Origin of the sequence: Psychrobacter proteolyticus (assembly GCF_038155145.1) — a bacterium.
Taxonomy (GTDB): domain Bacteria; phylum Pseudomonadota; class Gammaproteobacteria; order Pseudomonadales; family Moraxellaceae; genus Psychrobacter; species Psychrobacter proteolyticus_B.
In genome coordinates, this window is the sequence record NZ_JBAKAY010000003.1 from 350,348 (window position 1) to 369,982 (window position 19,635).

Consider the following 19,635-nt stretch of genomic DNA (forward strand, 5'->3'; position numbering starts at 1 on the left):
AAAACTGGCTAGGTAAAACACTAACTATCTGAAAAGCACTGCTGCATGCTGGCAACATCAGACACCCAACCAAAAAAGGTTTTTACGTTATAAAGTGTGGCGTCGTGAGCCTCTACTGGTCCTGCCTGATAACAAGCGTCATCTAACAACACCCCAAAATACTCAAGGAAAAACCCATCTCGAAGCGTAGATTCAACACAAACATTGGTCGCGATACCAGTGAGCAATAGATTACGTATGCCCCGTGACCGCAATACACTATCGAAATTGGTGTTCGCAAAGCCGCTATATCGAGGTTTGTCTATAACGATGTCTTGAGGCGCAGGGCTAAGCTCGTCGACCAACTCGTAATCCCAGCCTCCTTTTGCCAATAACGTTCCTTCAATTTCAGGATTCTTACGCATGGTTTTTAAGGCATTTGATTTGTGATAATTGGGCGACCCACTACCACCAGCCTCCACATATTTGTTGTCCCAGCCATTTCTAAAATAGATGACTTGTATGCCAGCTTGGTGCGCAATATCCACGGCTTGCTTGATTTTATCGATGACGGGTTTGGTCGCTGTGACATCAAACCCGGCCAAATCTAGATACCCGCCTTGGCTGGCATAAGCGTTTTGCATATCCACTACGATCAGCGCCGTCTGGGATGGATCTAACTTGATAGGTTCAGGCAACGACTCTAAAACAGGAGAAGATTCCTTGGTAAAGTCTGCACAAATTGTATTAACCGAATTCATATCCGCTCCTTTTATTAGGCTTCGCTGACAGCTTGGCTGGCAACTGGTGTATCAACATTGATGCGGCTCTGCATCAGCGGTTGAATTCTGCTACCAAAATCTTCCACGCCTTGCACGAAATCATCAAAGGTCAATAGAACGCCATCCGTACCTTGTACTTCAGCGACTTCGTCCAACATACTGGCGACATTTTCAAAAGAGCCGACCAGCGTACCCATGTTGATATTGACTGGTGAAACGCTTGATGCCATATGGCGAACGTTGGTATCTTTGCCTGAGGTTTTGTCCTTACCGCCTTGTGACTGCAGCCAATCAATGGCTTCAAAATCCGCGCCATCATTGTATGATTGCCACTTTGCTTGGGCTTTTTCATCGGTCTCATCTGCAATAACCATAAAGAGGACATAGGTTGGAACGTTACGACCCGTCTTGTCCGTGTGTACCTTTAATCGGTCATTGATACTGGCATAGGCAGTTGGCGTGTTTAGACCTTTACCGAAGACAAAGTTGTAATCAGCGTATTTTGCAGAGAACGCCAAGCCCGTATCTGATTGGCCCGCACAGATAATTTTCATATCTGCTTTTGGAATAGGCTTCACCTGACAGTCATTCATCTGAAAGAACTCACCCTTCAAATCAGATTGGCCTGTTGCCCAAAGATCTCTTAAAATTTGTACATATTCAGATAGGTAGTCATAGCGCTTACCAAAATAATCATCACCTGGCCACATTCCCATCTGTCCATATTCTGCTTCTTGCCAGCCAGTCACGACATTCAATCCAAACCGTCCGTTTGAGATGCTATCAAGCGTCGATGCCATTCTTGCTACGATTGCAGGTGGCATGACCAAAGTCGCCGATGTGGCATAGATTTTTATCTTGGATGTGACCGCAGCCAACCCTGCCATCAAAGTAAAGCTCTCGAGGTTGTAATCCCAAAACTCAGTTTCCCCGCCAAAACCGCGCAGCTTGATCATCGAAAGCGCAAAATCAAAACCATAGTGCTCAGCACGTTGCACAATTTGTTTATTTAGCTCAAATGTTGGCTTGTATTGCGGCGCGTTTTTCGAGATTAACCAACCGTTATTACCAATCGGACAAAAAATACCTATTTCCATGATTTCACCTATACGTTTGAGGAAAAAAAGAGCGATAAAAGAAATAAAGATTATTTCATTTTTTTTATGTAGCATAATTTATGCCAAATTAATTATTTTTTATTTATCAATAACTTATATTATTTTCATACAAAAATTATTAAACCATATGGTCTAAAAATATGCAGAAAAATAGTGCGGGCTGTTATAAATTGGTGCAAAGTGTTATAAAATAGTGCACAAATGTATAAATTGTTTATAAGTACATTTTGATGATGGTTTGAATGAAGATAAGGTGGAATAAGCAGCAGAAAATACTGGTCAACAGCAGGTTGGTATAGTTAGTGAACCTGCAAATCGATATGATATTGCTCGCTGTTGAAGTAGTTGGCATATCTATTTTGATCAACCAGTAGCATCTGCATTTAGTTACTTCGACCCTTTTTTAAATTGAATCAACTATCATTTAAAATTGGGTTCATATGGCTTTACGGTGAGGGAAAATATAGTGAAAGAATACGCACTAAAAGAAGAGACTGAGACGAGTGCAAAGATATTAAAAAAGAAAGAACATATCATTAATGCTGCATTGATCGTATTTTCCCAAGAGGGATTGAATGGCGCGCGCATGGAGCAAATTGCCGAAGAGGCTGATATATCTAAATCGAATATATTTTATTACTTCCAAAGTAAAGAAGTTCTGTATGTTGCTGTTTTAGAAAAGGTGCTGAGTAAGTGGCTATCGCCTTTGAGTGAGATTAACGCCAACCAAGATCCAAGGGTTGCACTTAAAACCTATATTGAAGAAAAATATAAAATCTCAAAAAAATCGCCTGCAGCATCGAGACTATATGCGTTAGAGATTATACAAGGGGCACCTCATTTGATGGCCGTATTAAAAGGCCCTTTGAGGTCTTTGGTTCGTGAAAAGGTGGCAGTGATTGATGGCTGGATTGCAGATAACAAGATTAAGTCCGTGTCTGCCATCCATTTAATTTTTCATATTTGGGCAGTGACTCAGCACTATTCTGACTTTTCTATTCAAACTGAAGCGGTGTGTAATCATAGCTTGAGAAATAAGAAGTTCGCTAATGAGGCATTAAACACTAGCATTCAACTTCTGGTAGATAGTTTGATTCCGTGATTTGATATTAGTAAAGTAAGTTCCCCAATTCGAAAAGCCCCAATCTAAAGATTGAGGCTTTTTTTATGTCCTTCATTTAAGGACTGTAGTTTAAATAAAGACTATAGTTTAAATAAAACACTACATGACTAAAACTTCTTTTCTCCAACCCCTATAGTCACGATTGTATGAGGATGACTTGGGAGAACTCAGCACCTACAAGTGAGGTTAGCAACCAAGGTAAGTAGTGATATAATGCCCCGATAATTGATATTTTATGAAAGGGTTACATTATGGCTCGTACCGCTAGCGCATTGCACATTTTAGTAAAACATAAAGAACAAGCTGAGGACATTATTGCCAAGCTTAAAAAAGGCGCTAAGTTTGATGTACTGGCCAAACGATACTCAACTTGCCCATCAGGTAAAAAAGGTGGCAGCTTAGGTGAGTTTGGCAAAGGTGATATGGTAGGGCCATTCGATAAGGTTTGCTTTACCGGCGAACTATTTACCCCGCATTTAGTAAAGACCAAATTTGGCTGGCATGTCGTAAAAGTCCTTTATAGAACTTAAGCATTGGCGCTTTGATTGTAAGCCGACTGGAGTATGCCTCAAATATTGTCCTGATTCATATATGATTTATCATCGTGGTAATTATGTGTGAATCAGGAATTGATGTTTGGTCGACCTACCCCTTCTAATCCTTACGTCAAACCACCCTTATTTTATTTAAGCAGTATTTTACTTAAGCAGTTTTCTACGAGTTAAGGTCAAATAGTGAGGTGGCGAGACAAATTGTAATTAACCTTTAAAACCTTTCGGTAGTTCCGGTGCAGGCAAGCGCTTCATATCAGAGTCAACATTACCGAAACGCTCATGGTCATTATTCCAATCAATAATAGATTGTTCAATCTCAGCTTTGTTATCAGCAACGAAGTGCCACCACATTAGCACTTGATTATTAAGCGGTTCGCCGCCGACAAACATGATACGTGTGCCCTTTTTAGCAGCCAACTTAATACTTTTATTATTGGCGACATTGCTATTATGAAAACGGAATAACTGGTCTTGCTGACAAACCTTGCCTTCGGACGCTACCTCTCCTTCTGAAACCAAGATACCGTACTCAAAGCCTGGCTCTAAATTTATTATGCCACTACAGGTACAATAAAAAGGATATATAATTGATGCATCTAAAATATGAGCACTGAAAACATGGATATCGAAGGCAATACTGCTGATCAAATAGAAATTATCTATGAAGATGAGTATATAGTAGCGATTAATAAAGAAGCTGGTCTGTTGGTGCATCGCAGTTGGCTGGACAAAGGTGAGACACGCTTTGCCATGCAGCTCACCCGTGATGCGGTAGGCTGCCATGTGTTTCCAGTACATAGGTTAGACAAACCCACATCAGGTGTATTGTTGTTTGCCAAGAGTTCAGCCGTGGCACGTAGCCTTACCGAAGCGTTTACTGAACGCAAAGTGACCAAGCAATATTTGGCTGTGGTGCGCGGATTTATGTATGAGCAAGGTACTGTTGACTATGCGTTGAGCTTTAAGCCTGACGCCATTGCCGATAAATTTGCCAACTTAGATAAACCTGCTCAAGAAGCGGTCACCCACTGGCAGAGTTTGGCACAAGTTGAACTGCCATTTGCAGTATCAAAAAAGCATGCCACTAGCCGCTATAGTCTGGTTCGCTTAACGCCTGAAACTGGGCGCAAACATCAACTACGTCGGCATATGAGACATGTATTTCATCACATCGTGGGTGATACCAGTCACGGCGATATACGTCATACACGATTTTTTCGTACTCACTATGATTGCACGCGTATGTTGCTGCATGCACAGACTTTGACACTCAGCCACCCCGTCACTGGTGAGCCACTAGTACTAACAGCTGGATTAGACGATCAATGGATGCGTATCTTAGAAGAGTTCTCTTGGACAGATAGTGCTAAAGCCTAAACTTATCTAAAATAGTCAGTGAAAAAAGCCAAAATACGGCTGCTAAAGGTTCGGTTCCCTAGTGAGGGCTTGAACACTAAGCTGTGGGCTAGTGGGATCAACGTTTTAACTGATTGAAATAGTCACAGTGTACTTCATAATGTACATGTAGTGAGCTTTTAGATCATTTTAGAGTATTATTTTTATTCAGTATAAGCGATATTGCTTGTAATGGAATTACTGGAAATTAAAATGGAAAAGTATAAATTATCACGTTTTCTACCACGAAACAAAATATTAGATTATATTTCGGTATTAGACAAAGATCATTTAACGAACTTCGTGATACACAATGCTGATGATTATGGTGTTTATTTGGTAACCCTTTTAGGTGAGGTTGCAAAGAAAAAAAACACTTCTCTTTGGTATAAACACTTAGGGATACTATGTTCATCTCATTTATTTTTTATAGAGGGCGCTCAATTATCTGCTTTATTTTATTTTATTAAAGCACATGAATTAGATTTGGAAGATATTTCTATATTAAATGCTATTTTAGATTTTGGTGAACCACCTGAAATTGTGCTGACTGAAGCTCAAAAGAAGTATTATGCTGCTAAGCTGCTAAGCTGCTAAGCTGCTAAGCTGCTAGCATTAGAACCTGAAAGTGAAAAAGCTTTAGCTATCATCAATTCGTGATCGGTACGCTATACAGGAGTCAAACTGCTGACCGTATAACCAAAAATGAATGGATAAAAAACTAATGCCTACTATAGAAAAAAAACTGACCCAAGCAGAAATCTTTTACCAAAACGATGAACCAGAGCTGGCTCTTGATATCTTAAATGAAGTAATTTCTGATAGTAATTCAACAGATAGTGACATAGCGGAGGCTTTAAACCTAAAAGGAATAACAATAGATCTTGCTCCATATCTTTCGGAAGATAAAGAAAACTACTCCGGACTAATTTATTTCCAAAAAGCTTTGGAGTACGCCCCTTATAATACTAGTATTCTATTCAACGTACTCAATTCATTTTCTTGTATAGACATGATGCAAGACTATACTCAAAGAAACAAAAGTGCTTTTATATGCGCTTATGATGTCTTGAATAATGACTTGTATGATTCTTTAAACGAAGAATCCAAAAGTAATTTGCATAAACTTTCTTCTAAATATCATGAATTTCAAGAGGAACGCTTTTAGAGTATACCCCAGCGGAACCAGCTATTTCACCCCAAAAACCTATTAACAGACTACTGAAAACAGACTGGTATAATGGAACCACTTATAACAGCTTTTAAGAATAGTTATATCTGTTAGGCTTTACTCGATTACTTTATATTCTCATAATAAACTGAAAAGATAGTCTCTTATAACACGCTCCCAAACCTCAAATTTTTTAAAACAACTTTTTTATCAAGTCATCAATATCTTGTAGCACTGCGCATATAGGCCACTTAATGATAACTCGCCGTTTTTTGGTGATCATTTTATCAAAAACCTTTTGCACAGTTTTATGACTACGCTCACGGATATTAGTCTCATTTAGAATGATGCATTTTCTTGAGAGTTAAAGGATGATAAGAGAATAACAAACGCAGAGCACCATTTGACGCCCTGCGTTTGTTAGATTGAACTGTATTTACAGAATACTGCGTCTAAATTGTAGATAAGCCATCGTAATCACCGCCGCATCTTCTATCTGCGGATAATGACCTAACATAGGCATATTGGTTATATCAGCATTGGGTATCAGTTGACGATAACGATCAATCATATGCTGACCTGAGATAGGATCTTTGGCACCTGCGATCAATTTCACCGGTACAGTACTGTCGATAATCGCACCTACCCATCGCTCGCGGTATTGCTGACGCTGTGGTATATAGTTAATCAGCTTATGCATCACACCCAATCCATCATTGTGATTTAACAGCTGCCATAGCGTATCTATCACCTCTGACGTAGGCTGCGTGTCGGGGCCAAATATCCGTTGTAGACTGCCCGCAAATTTCTGCTTATTAATCAGCTTCGATACCAGAGGACCCAATGGCGATAGCAGTAGCTTCTGTACCAAGATAGGTTTGTGCGTCTCAGGAAACAGACCACCGTTTAAGAAGCATACGCTAGCAATGCGTCGCTCAGCACTTCCTTCGATTTGTCTTGCCAGCAATTCCTGAGCCACCGTATCACCATAGTCATGCGCTAATATATGATAATCACTGACGCCCAGTTTTTGCAAAACAGCTTGATAAATATCGGCCTGCTCACTGATTAGATAGCGCGCGTTTTTGGGTTTATCTGATAATCCAAACCCCAGCATATCGAGGGTGATAACATAATAATGCTCGGTTAGGGCATCCCACATGCCCTCCCAGTCCCAGCTAGCACTAGGATAACCATGAATCAATAGCAATACAGGCGCACTTTTATCCCCTGCATACCGAGTAAAGATTTGATGCCCATGAATGGATTCATATTGCCCCTGCCGCTGCCACTCATCAAGAGTTATCATTAGCGACTTACTCCTCAAATGATGGGTCAGTACGGCGCAATTTTCTTAACAGTGCAGGCCATGCAATATCACCATTCGCACCTCTGGTCACTTGCTCTGATGCAGCTTGGATACCTGCCAATATTTGTGCTGGTATTGGCGTCAATGCACCGCCGCCACTCTGTGCTTTTATCTGAATTTCACAGGCTCTTTGCATGATATACATGTACAAGAACGCATTGGCAACCGTATCGGCACAGGTGAGCAGACCATGGTTACGCAAAATCATAAAGTGAGCATCGCCTAAATCAGCAACCAAGCGTACTTTTTCTTCAGGGTTTAATGCGACGCCTTCGTAGTCGTGGTATGCCAAGTTAGATAGTGGAAATAATGATTGTTGCGAGATAGGTAGCAGGCCTTTTTCTTGCGCTGAGACGGCCACGCCATCATTTGTGTGCAAATGAATGACGCAATGCGCATCATCACGAGCCTCGTGCACAGCACTATGAATGATAAATCCAGCTGGATTTACGTCAAACTCTGATGGTGCTACTTTCTCGCCTGCTTTATTAACCTTGACCAGACTAGATGCGGTAATCTCTTCAAATAACATCCCGTACGGATTGATTAAAAACTCATCTTCAGTACCTGGTACGCGCGCAGAGATATGAGTGAATACCAAATCATCCCAGCCATAAGAGGCAATCATTCGATAACAGGCGGCAAGATTTACGCGCATCTGCCACTCTTGTTCGCTCATATTATGGTGTACACTCGAGGTTGAATCGGTCGATGTCGCGGTTTGCATAGTCGTTTGCATGGTGTATTCCTTTACTGTGTTAGATATCCTGAATGATTACTTTACACCATTTCATAAAACCAAATCTGTCAAAAACATTACACTTATGAATATCAATCATTATTTAAATAACGACCTATGGTTTAGTCAATTGCCAGCCATTGTGCAGCCACTACTGGCAGGCGATGCGGTGCTAAAGGTATACCAAAAAGGCCAGATGATTCATGCCATCGGTGACAACGATGATGCAGCGCTACACTTTGTCGTGTCGGGTACGATTAGAGTGTGTAATGTGAGCGCTAGTGGCCATGCTATGACACTGGCGCATCTATCTAGTGGTGAGTGGTTTGGTGAAATATCTATCATAGATGATAATCCTCGCACCCATGATGCGTGGACGATTAACAAAGTGACGCTAATCTCAATCCCAAGAAATCTAGTCATTCAGACAGCGCAGTTGCATCCGATTTTATACAAGCACCTCGCGCTTATAACCTGCGAGCGAATCCGACGAGCATTTGATTGGATTGACAATGCTACCTCACTCAATACCTCAGCGCGATTGGCTAGCATGCTGATTGGACTGATCGACACTTATGGTAAGCAAATAGGAGACGATATCAAAATAGATCTGCGCTTATCGCAAGAAGAGCTTGGCTTTATGCTTGGTACTACCAGACAAACCATCAATAAAATTATTCAAGCGTGGCAAAAACAGCACATTATCGAGATGCATTATGGCTTTATCACTGTAAGGAATAAAACTCAGTTGATGGCAATGATGAATCCTGCCTGACTTAAATGTATAAAATCGTCTCAGAAAATACCTCATCATCTAACTTATGATAGTTAGCATCAATCGCCTTAACATCTTCTTAACAGACCACTTGCTATGGTAAGGAATGACGTTTCCTACCCTCTGTTGAGAAGTATCTGTATGTCCATACCTCAAGCCATCAAAACCAATGCGCTAAAAATCAACGCACCCAACGCCAACGCAAAAACCCGCTACCTTAGTAAACTCTATGATCGTGAGATAAATCTCAGTTATCTTATTCTCATCGTGGCTTTATATTTGGTAGCGACTGCAAATATTGGATTTTTTGAGCAGGTGCTAAATGTCTATCCATTTAGCACAAATATAGGGTTTATACTCTCTATTACAGGTTTATTATTTGGAGTGATGTGGCTGGTATTACAGCTACTGTGCTATCGCCCAATTGCCAAACCAGTGTTGATTGCGCTACTGATTATCGCTGCCATCTGTGGTTATTTTACCGATGCTTACGGGACGATATTTGACACCAATATGCTGATCAATAGTCTGGAGACCGATCAAGCAGAGGCGATGGGATTGTTTGCTCCTAGCATGGTCATTCGAGTGCTGATATTAGGCATGTTGCCGGCATTTATTATTAGCAAGATACGGTTGAAACGCTTTACTTGGCAACGCAGCATTCTGCAAAAAACGGCAACCTTGATACTGTCTGTTGCGCTAATCGCCGTTTGTATTTTGCCGTTTGGTGACCAGTACGCCAGTTTCTTTCGTCAACATAAACAAGTCCGTTCTTATGCCAATCCGATCACGCCTATTTATTCTACGATCAAACTTGGTGAAAACTATGTCGATGAGCTAAGCCGTCCTGATACTTTGACGCTGCATGCGATAGATGCGAAACGCGTGGCACCTGCTAATAGTGTGAATGGCAGTGCTAAACCTAAATTGATGGTGTTTGTGGTTGGGGAAACGGCTCGCGCAGATCACTTCGGTTTGAACGGCTATACACGCAATACCACACCCCTGCTCTCAAAGCAGTCAGATCTCTATAGTTTTCAGAATGCTGTCTCTTGTGGAACCTCTACGGCCTACTCCGTACCCTGCATGTTCAGCTATGCAAATCGAACAGACTACGATATCGATACCGCTAAGTATAATGAAAACGTATTAGATACACTAAACAAGCAAGGGGTCAATGTCATTTGGCGCGACAATAACTCTAGCTCAAAAGGCGTGGCCGATCGCGTTACTTTTGAAGACTACAAAACAGCTGACACAAACCCCAATTGTGATGTTGAATGCCGAGATATCGGTATGCTTGATGGGTTTGATGAACTTGTAAAGTCAGGCAGCTCACAGCAAGAGATGCCGAAAGACACGCTTATTTTGTTACACCAAATGGGCAATCATGGCCCCGCCTATTATCAGCGCTATCCTAAAACGTTTGAAACGTATAACCCTGTCTGCATGACCAATGAGCTATCTAAATGTGATGCTCAGTCTGTGATAAATGGCTACGATAATGCGATTCGTTATACCGATTATTTTTTGAACAATGTGATTGATACGTTAAAACCTTATGAGCAAGATTATGATGTGGTAATGGTATATATTAGTGATCATGGGGAGAGTTTGGGTGAAAATAATATCTACCTGCACGGCCTGCCCTATAAGTTTGCGCCAGACAGCCAAAAACATGTGCCTACGATAGTTTGGTCGCCCGATAGTAATAGTATCGATGCGGACAGTCTTTCTAGTATGGTCAGTCAGCCTGTGTCACACGATTTTATTACGCCGACATTGCTTAGCTTTTTTGGCATCACGACTGATGAAATCAAAGGTGCAGCAACCCTTTTCAAACTATCCCATTCTAATTGAGTGGTTAAAAGTGAGTTATTCCAAATAATTTATTAAAACAGCTCTCTACATTCGTTTTTATATTACTCGGTCCTTTTAGGTAACCACTATTTTTTAGGTCAGCATCATGTACAAGATACTCGTTATTGAAGACAACCCCGATATCGTGGCCAATATTTATGCTTTTTTTGAGCCAAAAGGCTTTGAGTTGGACAACGCACATAACGGCTATAGCGGGCTAACACTTGCCTCAAACAATCGTTATGACGTGATATTGCTAGATGTGATGCTGCCAGGTATGGATGGCACGCAGCTGTGCAAAAAACTCAGAGAAGAGCTGCATGACAAAACGCCTGTGCTAATGCTCACGGCTCGCGATACAATCTTGGATAAAGTCGCTGGGTTTGATAGCGGCGCTGATGATTATTTGGTTAAGCCGTTTTCGTTGGTTGAGTTGGAGTGCCGTATCAAAGCGCTCATACGTCGCCATGAAGACGATCATTTTGCCCACAGTATTGCTGTTGGAGCGTTGTCCTTAAACAATAGTGAGCATACTATTATACGCGACGGACAATCACTGAAGCTTACCCCAACTGGCTTTAAAATACTGCATATCCTAATGAGTGCAGCGCCTAAAGTCGTCAGTAAAACTGAGATTGAAGAAAAAGTGTGGGGGCTAGACATACCCAGTAGTGATGCACTGCGCACCCATATGCATAGCGTGCGGGCGCAGGTTGATAAGCCATTTGACACACCCATGATAGTCACAGTACCTGGCGTGGGCTACCAAATTGTTGACCCTAATAAATCAGCAAGCGCGTAGTCATCATTACAGTATGAATTGAATAAACCTTATCCAATTTACTAACTGACTGACCGTATTGTATTTATTGCTCTATTATATATAGCTCTGTTGTATATCACCTTCTTCTATTAAGTTGTCCCATACCATGCCCAATATAGACTCGATAGCCAATAAATTCAGACTGTCTTACTTCATATTTGCCTTATTACTGTGCGCAGCTTTTGTCAGTATTTTCTTGTACGCAGAGAGCCGAATAGAGCAAGATTTGGTCAAGGCTCGCCTATTGCAGCAGCTAGAGCTTAGCCAAGAAAAGCATGGTAATCAGCCTATCTATGTCGCTGACCCAGGTATCAAGATTTATCGCTATGACAAAGCACCTGCTAGCCTACAAGCGATAGCCAATGACACGGTGCAAGAGACTTCTGTCACTGTTAATAAAGCCTCTGGAGCAGGTCATGCCAATCTCCATCTTTTTGCCTATACCCAAGATGGTCAAGCCTATATTTTGACTTACCTAGAAAATACCGAAATGGTAATGGGGAATTATCCAGTCTTGGCGATATTTGAGCACCTAGAAGACATATTTGCAGATACGCTAAAAGTAGCCGTGATTCTAAGCTTACTTATCGCTGCTATCTTTTCCCAATTGTCCTCTAAACAGATCATCAAGCCTCTATTGGATTTGAAACGAGCCGTCGAGACTGACCATCATAACTTAAGCGACTTGACACACTTGCCATCTGAGGTTGGTGTCTTGGCACGGGCTATCGATGAGAAAAACCACAAGTTAGAGCAATACCTCAAGCGCGAGCAACTGTTTACTGGTGATGTCAGCCACGAGTTACGCACGCCACTGACTATTATCATGGGGGCTTCTGAAGTATTGGCCTCGCAACTAGACCCTGACAGCCACTTAAATGAGTTTACCAATCGCATTAGCACTACTGCCAAGGAAACTTCTGAGATTATCACTGCCCTGCTTCTACTATCGCGCGCGCCTGAAAAGTTAGACGCACCGCAAACCTCTATCAACAATATCGCTTTAGCAGAAATGCAGCGCCTAAAATACTTACTGCGGTATAAATCTGTTACTTGTCAGATAATTGCCGAGCAGGAATACAGCGCTTACGTACGCCCCGAACTCCTAAAAATGGCACTAGGCAATCTCATAAAAAATGCGTTTCAATATACCGATGATGGCGAAGTAGCCATTACTATCGATGACGAAAAAATTACGGTGACTGATACTGGCTTAGGTATTCCTGAGGCGATGATGCCTCTACTCTATGAACGGTTTGAGCGATTAGAGTCTCAGTATAAAGACGAGCAAACAATTCTGTTGTCAGAGCATGATACAAAACATAAGGTTGAAGGCTCAGGTCTAGGACTCAGTATCGTCCAGCGTATCATGTCGCATATGGGCTGGCAGCTCACTCATCAAGCCAATCGCTCAGGTGGTAGCACCTTTAGTATTTATTATAAATAACCTTGTGATAGCTCAAAGACATCTTCACCTCCCAATCATAATTGCTGATTGGGAAATAAAAATTTAAACACCCATTACGCTTTATTCTCAACCATCTATATCCTCTTAACGTTTTCTTAACCTCTCCCGTCTTATACTCAGGCTATCTTAATTTTAATAGACCATTAAGAGTGCCCTATGAAGCAAATCACTCATACCAACCTTGTAGCCCCATCAGCCGAGCATAGTTCTGTCAACAAAACAGCACATGATAATGCACTCGCGGCTGATAGCTTTGCAAGTCATGCTAAAGGTAAAACAGGAATTTACCGCATTATAAAAGCCACTGGTTACTCTATAGATGGCTTTAAGGCCGCATATAAATTTGAAGCGGCTTTTAGACAAGTGGTGGGGCTCAATCTTGTACTGCTAGCTGCTGTCATCGTTATGCCTTTTACGCTTGGTATAAAAATGATGCTAGTCGTCGCTTCTTTTTTATCTTTGATTGTTGAGCTAATCAACACAGGTATCGAAGCTTGCGTTGACCATACTTCAACCGCCAAACACCCGCTCGCAAAAATTGCAAAAGATGTCGGCTCTGCGGCACAGTTTTTGTCTTTATGTTTGTTAATGGCTTTATGGATCATGGCGTTGTCTGCTCTATTTTATTAAAGCATGGCGAGCACTCGCTTAACAGCGCAACACGCTGCTAGCACTATCTTAGAAAAATAACAAAACAAAGGTCGTATTAAGAACTATCAACATCGCATATACGTTATCAGGTGTAGTCATGACTTCAGAAAACAACGCAATGACTTGGGACTGGCTAAAACTACTGTGCGTGACCATCATGGCCACCTTAGTTTTTGAGCATAGCCAATTAGATGTACGCATCAGTGAGCTTTTTTATAACAATGGACACTGGCTACTCGAAAAAGGCGCGCAGCCTTATGCATTTATCTTTTATGATTTGCCCAAAGCATTATTGATTCTATTGGCTGTCTACCTCATAGCGGTTTTAATAATCAAGTATAGACAGTCAAGATTTAATGCTACTGCCCCAAATCGCAGTAAGCTCAGTTATAATAAGCTTGATAAATTTCTGCTTCCTTTACCTATGCGCGAGATTGGCTATCTACTGATTATATTGGTGATTGTACCTGCTACCATTGCTACGCTCAAAGGCGTCACCCATGTCAGCTGCCCAAATGACTTAGCTATTTTTAATGGGGATTTGCCCTACCTCAACCTTTGGCAAAACATCATAGCAGCAACGCCTGCCAGATGCTTCCCAGCAGCTCACGCCAGCGCAGGATTTTCTTTATATGGACTGGCTTTTTTACCGACATTAAGAAAATACTGCTACCAGATAGTCATATCAGTAACCGTTTTGGGCTGGACAATGGGACTGTATAAGATGCTGTTTGGCGATCATTTCTTTAGCCATACATTGGTCTCAATGCTACTGTCATTAACCATAGCCTGTGCGCTCGCTGCTCTATTTTTCAAACAATCAATTAAAAATAAAGCACACAGCACCAACGACGATAAAAGAAATACTGGTCTTAGCTTGTCTAGTATTGAGCACTCTAATACTTAAAGTTGGCACTTAGGTTCAGTACTTATGCATCAGTACTTAGCTTCAATAATTAGGTATCAGTACTTTGAATTGACGTTCGGGCATGACAGAGTTGTTCGTTAACTCTTTACTAAAATAGCACTACTAAGTATTTGAAAAACCCTGTATAAATAATAAACAATCACTGGCTTATTGTTAAGCAAACGCAAGGATAGCGCTTGTGAATAAGCTCCTTTATATCAATAGTCGGTAAAGGAATGTAGCTATGCGCTTGTTGTCTACTAGGCCAAAATCATCGCATATCTATTCTTTTCTGACCATTGCATTATTATTCGTAGGCGCTGCAAATAGCAGTCAAGCCGCCAGTTACGCTATTAATCCTGCCAGCACTCATATTCGATTTGCTATCGAACGCTTTAAAAGTTCATCCACGACTGGTGGTTTTTATAATATCGAAGGTCAATTGCAATACGATCCAAACTTAAGATCAGGCGAAATCTCATTGATCATACCGATAAACTCCTTAAATACGGGCAACCCTTCTTTTAATAATAGTCTAACGGGGCCTGAATTTTTTGATATGCAGAGGTTTCCTTCAGCGCATTTTGAATCGACAAAATGGCATTTTAATCAAGATAAAAAAAGCCCTCAGGTCACTCGGGTAGATGGACAACTGACCCTGCATGGCGAGACACACCCAATTAGCCTAACCGCGACTAAGTTTAATTGTTATCTAAATACGAGCATTAGAAAAGATGTTTGCGGTGGCGAGTTCACTGCTACGATTAATCGCACAAAATGGAATATCAATAAATTCGCTTGGTTCGGACTGACCAAAAACCTTGACTTAAGTATCAAGGTCGAAGCCGCCAGACAGTAGTATTTTTAATGTTTCGCCATTGTCTGAATGGATACTGGTAGTGATTTGCAGAAAGCTTAAAAAGGAATTAGACATGATTCATCAGTATTATAAGAGTATTGCGAAACCACTTTCTGCCGTCATGCCAGCATTGTCATTTTCTTCGATAATAACACTGACATTGGGATTCAGCTTAGTGTCTACCGTCGTGATGGCAGACACGGTCAGCCTGTCAATAGACACTTTGCCCAGTCGAATAACCCTACCAAATGTCAGCCCAGCCAATAGTGCGCTTGCCAATCGCGGGGCTTACATAGCACGCAGCGCCGACTGTATGGCTTGCCACCGTGATGACTATAATGGCGGCGTACCAATTGAGACACCCATTGGCAATATCTACTCAACCAATATTACACCGTCAACGCGCTATGGCATCGGCAACTATACCGAAGCCGATTTTAAAAAGGCTTTGCAAAAAGGTCGTGCACCCAATCATCAGCTTTATCCTGCGATGCCTTACCCGTCTTATCATGGCATGACAGATGAGGATATCAGCGCCTTGTTCGCGTACTTTCAGACCGTTCCTATCGTAGACAAACCACCTGAAAAAACCACTCATTTGCCTTTTCCATTAAATATCCGTAGCTTAATGCTGGCATGGAATGTCATCAATGTGCCCTCTACTGAAAATCGTTCAGGGCTAACTGAAACTCAGCAGCGCGGTGAATATTTGGTCAACAACTTAGAACACTGCGGTACCTGTCATACACCGCGCAACTTAACTCAAGGCCTCGATAAAGACCGCTATTTATCCGGCGCACCACTTGGTGAATGGTTTGCCCCAAATATCACGCCTGACAACGATACGGGTATCGGCCTTTGGAGCGAAATGGATATCGTGACTTACCTGCGTACAGGAACGCTTGATAAGCGCGCTTATGCGGGCGGCCCGATGGCAGAAGCCGTGGCGCACAGTACGCGTTATCTTACCGACGAAGATCTGATTGCTATGGCATCTTATCTAAAAGTCGTTCCAGCCATTAAGACTGATGACTATCTCATACCTGTCAATGTGTCTCGCCTACCTCCACCTGTTAGCGACTCCATTACTTATGACTTACTGGAGCAGAAAGACTATTTGGCGCAGGCAAAAGCCGAGACGGTTACTAGTGTAGATAGTATGGTCAGTTCTCACTATGTGAATAATGGCAATTCGCCAAAAGACTTATATCTCAGCCATTGCGCCAGTTGTCATGGGGTCGATGGTTACGCCCAGCCCGATGCACGCTATGCCTCCATCGTTAGTTTGAGTAGTATTCGCCGCGTAAAACCTGATGCACTCATTGGCGTGATTGCCTTCGGGGCAAAAGGGGCATTTAACACAGCACCAAAAATGCCAGGCTTTTCAGAAGATTTAAGCCCTGCACAGATTGCTAATATTACTAACTATGTACGAGTTAAATTTGGTGGTTTACCCAACAGCGATGTCAGTGCGGCGGATGTCACGCGTGTGATAAAAGAAAAAAGCTAACTCTAAAAATTGGCATTAAAACCAACTATAAGAAATGTGCCCTAATCTTCGCCTTTTATCATATGGCAAAGACCAGCACGATAAGGATAATCCTATGAATGACCTGCTCCAATCCCCTACGCGGCGACAACTGCTCTCAATGATAGGCAAGACGGCAGGCGCGACCGCAATGTATCAAGCGATGACCACGTTGGGGTTTGCATCCGAGTCGAGCTTTAAAGAAGAAATGAACCTCAAAGGCGCACCATCTGGTGCCAGTATCGTGATTTTGGGTGCAGGACTGGGCGGTCTTACTGCGGCCTATGAGCTATGCAAAGCAGGCTACAAAGTGACCGTGCTTGAGTACCAAAACCGTGGCGGTGGCCGCAGCTGGACACTGAACAATGGTGACAAATATACTGAGCTTGGCAGTGCTGAGGTCACTTGCGACTTCGAAAAAGGCAACTACTTTAACGGTGGTCCATGGCGACTGCCCATCCATCATTATGCGGTCTTTCATTACTGCAAAAAGTTCGGTGTGGCACTACAGCCATTTATCCAAACCAACGACCGAGCTTATCTACATCGTACCAATCACTTCAATGGTGCGCCGCAGCGCTTGGGCGAAGTACAGAGCGATATTCGCGGTTATGTATCAGAGTTATTGTCCAAAGCCGTCAATAAAGGCAGCCTCGATAGTACGGTCAATAAAGAGGATAAAGAAAAACTCCTCGAAGGTCTCAAGGGCTGGGGCGTCCTTGATAAAAACTATCGCTATGTCAAAAGCTATGAAACTGGCAAGCATCGTGGCTATAGTGTATATCCCGGTGGTGGTCTTATGCCAGATGCCAAGCCATCAGCGCCTATACCGATGGATAAGCTACTAGACTCAGGCATGTGGTCGGACATTTATACCAACTATACCGTCCATGTGCATCAACCAACGATGTTTCAGCCCGTCGGCGGCATGGGAAAAATCGGTGATGCTTTCACACGAGAATGTCGCGAGATGATTACCTTCAATGCCAAAGTCACCAAGATCAATCAAGACGAAACTGGGGTCAACGTTGACTATGTCGATAGCAACAGCCCTAACGGTGCAGCCAAAACAGTGCGCGCAGATTGGTGCATTTGTACTATTCCTTTGTCGATATTGACTCAGATGGATATCAACGTCTCCGCGCCAATGAAACAAGCGATGGCAGCCGTTCCTTATGACAGCTCTTACAAAGTAGGTTTGGAGTTTAAACGACGGTTTTGGGAAGAGGATGAATGGATCTATGGCGGCATCACTTATACCGATATGCCTATCTCGCAAATCTCCTACCCGTCACAAGATATGTTTACCACAGGCTCGGGCGTGCTACTTGGCGCGTATGGATTTGGGGAAGCCTCATACAAATTTAACTCATTAACACCCAAAGAGCGTATCAACGCAGCGCTCGCCTATGGCAAACAGATTCATCCGCAATATACCAAAGAGTTCCGTTCGGGCACGTCTGTCGCATGGCACCGTATCCCTTGGTCGCTTGGCTGCTACGGTATTTGGAGCGAGTCAAGTCGTGAGCAGTACTATGAGACATTATGCGAGATAGATCATCGTATTGTGTTAGCAGGAGAGCATTGCTCACATATTCCTGCATGGCAAGAGGGCGCGATATTATCCGGTATGGATGCTGCCAAACGCTTACATCAAAAGGCCAAGAAACTTGGGTAGCAGTGTCTTTTTAATAAGCTTTTGGACAACCAGTTTGGCGTTGAAGCAAGGATGACAATAATGAGAATAGGTACATTAGGAATAATTATGAACGTAGTGACAGCAAACTCAATCAAATTATCTAGCTCGCTCAGCTCGAGCAAGGCAATAATGATGCTCATTGTTAGAGGATCGATAGTGTTAACAACGTTGTCAGGCTGTAGTCAGTATAAATCAGAAAACGTAGCCACTATCGCCAAACCGCAGACAGCGCCCATGGTATTTAAAAACAATTTTGACAATCAAGCCAGACGCAATCAGGGCGCATGGGGCGGCGTATATATGACCAAAAAAGAATTGGCTGAACCCGCTAGCAATATTGTCGATGTAGGCTCAATACCAAAAATGAGCGAAGATGGCAGCATGCAGAAATGGCTCGCAAAGTTTGAAGGCAGCACACAAGGCAAAACGGGGTTTTTTACTATCAACGGTAAAAAGCTCTACGATGACTCCTGTGCTGGTTGTCATATGCAAAAAGGTGAAGGCGCGCAAGGCGCTGGGTACTATCCACCGCTAGCCAATAACAGCAAGATGCAATCGAAGTACTATATTATTAGTGTGTTAATTAATGGCCTACGCGGCATGCCATCATTTCACCGTATGATGAGTGATGAACAAATAGCAGCTGTCACACAATACGTGCATAGCGATCTAAATAGCTTCACTGATACAGTGACGACTGCTAATGTCGCACAGCTACGCCATGATTTTCCACCAGGATCAGATCCAAGTGAGTAAGTAATTGAATAAGCAACTGAGTAAGGAGAGCCAGCCAGTTATTAAAGTATGCTATTTCGTAGAGAACACTCGAAAAAAC

The 19,635-nt window shown here is 42.4% G+C and carries 20 protein-coding genes; 15 read left to right on the forward strand and 5 right to left on the reverse strand.

Annotated features, from left to right (window positions below; translation table 11 throughout):
• Positions 1-20: 20 nt before the first annotated feature.
• Positions 21-740, reverse strand: coding sequence for a pyrimidine utilization protein B (gene rutB / locus V6252_RS05860; protein WP_341609711.1), 720 nt, complete (start codon positions 738-740; stop codon positions 21-23).
• 14 nt (positions 741-754) lie between these two features.
• Positions 755-1,858 (reverse strand): pyrimidine utilization protein A, encoded by a 1,104-nt coding sequence (gene rutA, locus V6252_RS05865; RefSeq protein WP_341609712.1) that lies wholly within the window; start codon positions 1,856-1,858, stop codon positions 755-757.
• A gap of 487 nt (positions 1,859-2,345) precedes the next feature.
• Here rutA and V6252_RS05870 point away from each other — a divergent pair, with 487 nt between their 5' ends.
• Both V6252_RS05870 and V6252_RS05875 read left to right on the forward strand, forming a co-directional pair.
• On the forward strand, positions 2,346-2,981 hold the full coding sequence (locus V6252_RS05870; protein WP_341609713.1) for a TetR family transcriptional regulator C-terminal domain-containing protein: 636 nt from the start codon (positions 2,346-2,348) through the stop codon (positions 2,979-2,981).
• Between the two features lie 272 nt (positions 2,982-3,253).
• Positions 3,254-3,532 carry a peptidylprolyl isomerase gene (locus V6252_RS05875; protein ID WP_102078430.1) on the forward strand — a complete coding sequence of 93 codons (279 nt, stop codon included), beginning with the start codon at positions 3,254-3,256 and terminating at the stop codon, positions 3,530-3,532.
• 228 nt (positions 3,533-3,760) lie between these two features.
• On the opposite strand, the gene V6252_RS05880 is transcribed toward V6252_RS05875, so the two are convergent.
• A complete protein-coding gene (locus V6252_RS05880) occupies positions 3,761-4,270 on the reverse strand; it encodes a pirin-like C-terminal cupin domain-containing protein (RefSeq protein ID WP_341609714.1) in 510 nt (169 codons plus the stop codon).
• On the opposite strand from V6252_RS05880, the gene truC reads away from it, so the two are divergent.
• The 3 genes from truC (at position 4,160) to V6252_RS05895 (ending at position 6,119) form a co-directional block, all read left to right on the forward strand.
• Positions 4,160-4,933 (forward strand): tRNA pseudouridine(65) synthase TruC, encoded by a 774-nt coding sequence (gene truC, locus V6252_RS05885; protein WP_341609715.1) that lies wholly within the window; start codon positions 4,160-4,162, stop codon positions 4,931-4,933. The genes V6252_RS05880 and truC overlap by 111 nt on opposite strands.
• Positions 4,934-5,164: 231 nt before the next feature.
• On the forward strand, positions 5,165-5,548 hold the full coding sequence (locus V6252_RS05890; RefSeq protein ID WP_341609716.1) for a hypothetical protein: 384 nt from the start codon (positions 5,165-5,167) through the stop codon (positions 5,546-5,548).
• A gap of 127 nt (positions 5,549-5,675) precedes the next feature.
• Positions 5,676-6,119, forward strand: coding sequence for a hypothetical protein (locus tag V6252_RS05895; RefSeq protein ID WP_341609717.1), 444 nt, complete (start codon positions 5,676-5,678; stop codon positions 6,117-6,119).
• 439 nt (positions 6,120-6,558) lie between these two features.
• Here the strand turns inward: V6252_RS05895 and V6252_RS05900 are convergent, their stop codons facing one another.
• Both V6252_RS05900 and V6252_RS05905 read right to left on the reverse strand, forming a co-directional pair.
• Positions 6,559-7,431 (reverse strand): alpha/beta hydrolase, encoded by an 873-nt coding sequence (locus V6252_RS05900; RefSeq protein ID WP_341609718.1) that lies wholly within the window; start codon positions 7,429-7,431, stop codon positions 6,559-6,561.
• Between the two features lie 7 nt (positions 7,432-7,438).
• Positions 7,439-8,230, reverse strand: coding sequence for a class II aldolase/adducin family protein (locus V6252_RS05905; RefSeq protein ID WP_227673240.1), 792 nt, complete (start codon positions 8,228-8,230; stop codon positions 7,439-7,441).
• Between the two features lie 85 nt (positions 8,231-8,315).
• Between V6252_RS05905 and V6252_RS05910 the strand changes: the two genes are divergently transcribed.
• The 10 genes from V6252_RS05910 (at position 8,316) to V6252_RS05955 (ending at position 19,556) form a co-directional block, all read left to right on the forward strand.
• Entirely contained in the window at positions 8,316-9,005 is a 690-nt protein-coding gene (locus V6252_RS05910) for a Crp/Fnr family transcriptional regulator (RefSeq protein ID WP_341609719.1), read from the forward strand.
• Positions 9,006-9,146: 141 nt separating this feature from the next.
• The gene (locus tag V6252_RS05915; RefSeq protein ID WP_341609720.1) at positions 9,147-10,865 is read left to right on the forward strand and encodes a phosphoethanolamine--lipid A transferase; all 1,719 of its coding nucleotides are present in this window, start codon (positions 9,147-9,149) and stop codon (positions 10,863-10,865) included.
• A 106-nt stretch (positions 10,866-10,971) separates the two neighbouring features.
• The gene (locus tag V6252_RS05920) at positions 10,972-11,667 is read left to right on the forward strand and encodes a response regulator transcription factor (RefSeq protein ID WP_341609721.1); all 696 of its coding nucleotides are present in this window, start codon (positions 10,972-10,974) and stop codon (positions 11,665-11,667) included.
• A gap of 127 nt (positions 11,668-11,794) precedes the next feature.
• On the forward strand, positions 11,795-13,135 hold the full coding sequence (locus tag V6252_RS05925; protein WP_341609722.1) for a HAMP domain-containing sensor histidine kinase: 1,341 nt from the start codon (positions 11,795-11,797) through the stop codon (positions 13,133-13,135).
• A gap of 177 nt (positions 13,136-13,312) precedes the next feature.
• Positions 13,313-13,786 carry a diacylglycerol kinase gene (locus V6252_RS05930; protein WP_341609723.1) on the forward strand — a complete coding sequence of 158 codons (474 nt, stop codon included), beginning with the start codon at positions 13,313-13,315 and terminating at the stop codon, positions 13,784-13,786.
• A 118-nt stretch (positions 13,787-13,904) separates the two neighbouring features.
• Entirely contained in the window at positions 13,905-14,714 is an 810-nt protein-coding gene (locus tag V6252_RS05935) for a PAP2 family lipid A phosphatase (RefSeq protein ID WP_341609724.1), read from the forward strand.
• 244 nt (positions 14,715-14,958) lie between these two features.
• Positions 14,959-15,573, forward strand: coding sequence for a YceI family protein (locus V6252_RS05940; RefSeq protein WP_341609725.1), 615 nt, complete (start codon positions 14,959-14,961; stop codon positions 15,571-15,573).
• Between the two features lie 121 nt (positions 15,574-15,694).
• The gene (locus V6252_RS05945; protein WP_425355857.1) at positions 15,695-17,083 is read left to right on the forward strand and encodes a c-type cytochrome; all 1,389 of its coding nucleotides are present in this window, start codon (positions 15,695-15,697) and stop codon (positions 17,081-17,083) included.
• Positions 17,084-17,177: 94 nt separating this feature from the next.
• Positions 17,178-18,779: a flavin monoamine oxidase family protein gene (locus V6252_RS05950; protein WP_341609727.1), complete on the forward strand. Its 1,602-nt coding sequence runs from the start codon at positions 17,178-17,180 to the stop codon at positions 18,777-18,779.
• A gap of 150 nt (positions 18,780-18,929) precedes the next feature.
• Positions 18,930-19,556, forward strand: a complete 627-nt coding sequence (locus V6252_RS05955) for a c-type cytochrome (RefSeq protein WP_425355858.1) — start codon at positions 18,930-18,932, stop codon at positions 19,554-19,556.
• Positions 19,557-19,635: the final 79 nt, after the last annotated feature.

Excerpts from the sequence above, each read along its gene's own strand:
- rutB (WP_341609711.1), bottom strand. The coding sequence starts at position 740 with ATGAATTCGGTTAATACAATTTGTGCAGACTTTACCAAGGAATCTTCT.
- rutA (WP_341609712.1), bottom strand. The coding sequence starts at position 1,858 with ATGGAAATAGGTATTTTTTGTCCGATTGGTAATAACGGTTGGTTAATC.
- V6252_RS05875 (WP_102078430.1), top strand. The coding sequence starts at position 3,254 with ATGGCTCGTACCGCTAGCGCATTGCACATTTTAGTAAAACATAAAGAA.
- truC (WP_341609715.1), top strand. The coding sequence starts at position 4,160 with ATGAGCACTGAAAACATGGATATCGAAGGCAATACTGCTGATCAAATA.
- V6252_RS05880 (WP_341609714.1), bottom strand. The coding sequence starts at position 4,270 with ATGCACCAACAGACCAGCTTCTTTATTAATCGCTACTATATACTCATC.
- V6252_RS05890 (WP_341609716.1), top strand. The coding sequence starts at position 5,165 with ATGGAAAAGTATAAATTATCACGTTTTCTACCACGAAACAAAATATTA.
- V6252_RS05895 (WP_341609717.1), top strand. The coding sequence starts at position 5,676 with ATGCCTACTATAGAAAAAAAACTGACCCAAGCAGAAATCTTTTACCAA.
- V6252_RS05900 (WP_341609718.1), bottom strand. The coding sequence starts at position 7,431 with ATGATAACTCTTGATGAGTGGCAGCGGCAGGGGCAATATGAATCCATT.
- V6252_RS05905 (WP_227673240.1), bottom strand. The coding sequence starts at position 8,230 with ATGCAAACGACTATGCAAACCGCGACATCGACCGATTCAACCTCGAGT.
- V6252_RS05910 (WP_341609719.1), top strand. The coding sequence starts at position 8,316 with ATGAATATCAATCATTATTTAAATAACGACCTATGGTTTAGTCAATTG.
- V6252_RS05915 (WP_341609720.1), top strand. The coding sequence starts at position 9,147 with ATGTCCATACCTCAAGCCATCAAAACCAATGCGCTAAAAATCAACGCA.
- V6252_RS05920 (WP_341609721.1), top strand. The coding sequence starts at position 10,972 with ATGTACAAGATACTCGTTATTGAAGACAACCCCGATATCGTGGCCAAT.
- V6252_RS05925 (WP_341609722.1), top strand. The coding sequence starts at position 11,795 with ATGCCCAATATAGACTCGATAGCCAATAAATTCAGACTGTCTTACTTC.
- V6252_RS05930 (WP_341609723.1), top strand. The coding sequence starts at position 13,313 with ATGAAGCAAATCACTCATACCAACCTTGTAGCCCCATCAGCCGAGCAT.
- V6252_RS05935 (WP_341609724.1), top strand. The coding sequence starts at position 13,905 with ATGACTTCAGAAAACAACGCAATGACTTGGGACTGGCTAAAACTACTG.
- V6252_RS05940 (WP_341609725.1), top strand. The coding sequence starts at position 14,959 with ATGCGCTTGTTGTCTACTAGGCCAAAATCATCGCATATCTATTCTTTT.
- V6252_RS05945 (WP_425355857.1), top strand. The coding sequence starts at position 15,695 with ATGCCAGCATTGTCATTTTCTTCGATAATAACACTGACATTGGGATTC.
- V6252_RS05950 (WP_341609727.1), top strand. The coding sequence starts at position 17,178 with ATGAATGACCTGCTCCAATCCCCTACGCGGCGACAACTGCTCTCAATG.
- V6252_RS05955 (WP_425355858.1), top strand. The coding sequence starts at position 18,930 with ATGATGCTCATTGTTAGAGGATCGATAGTGTTAACAACGTTGTCAGGC.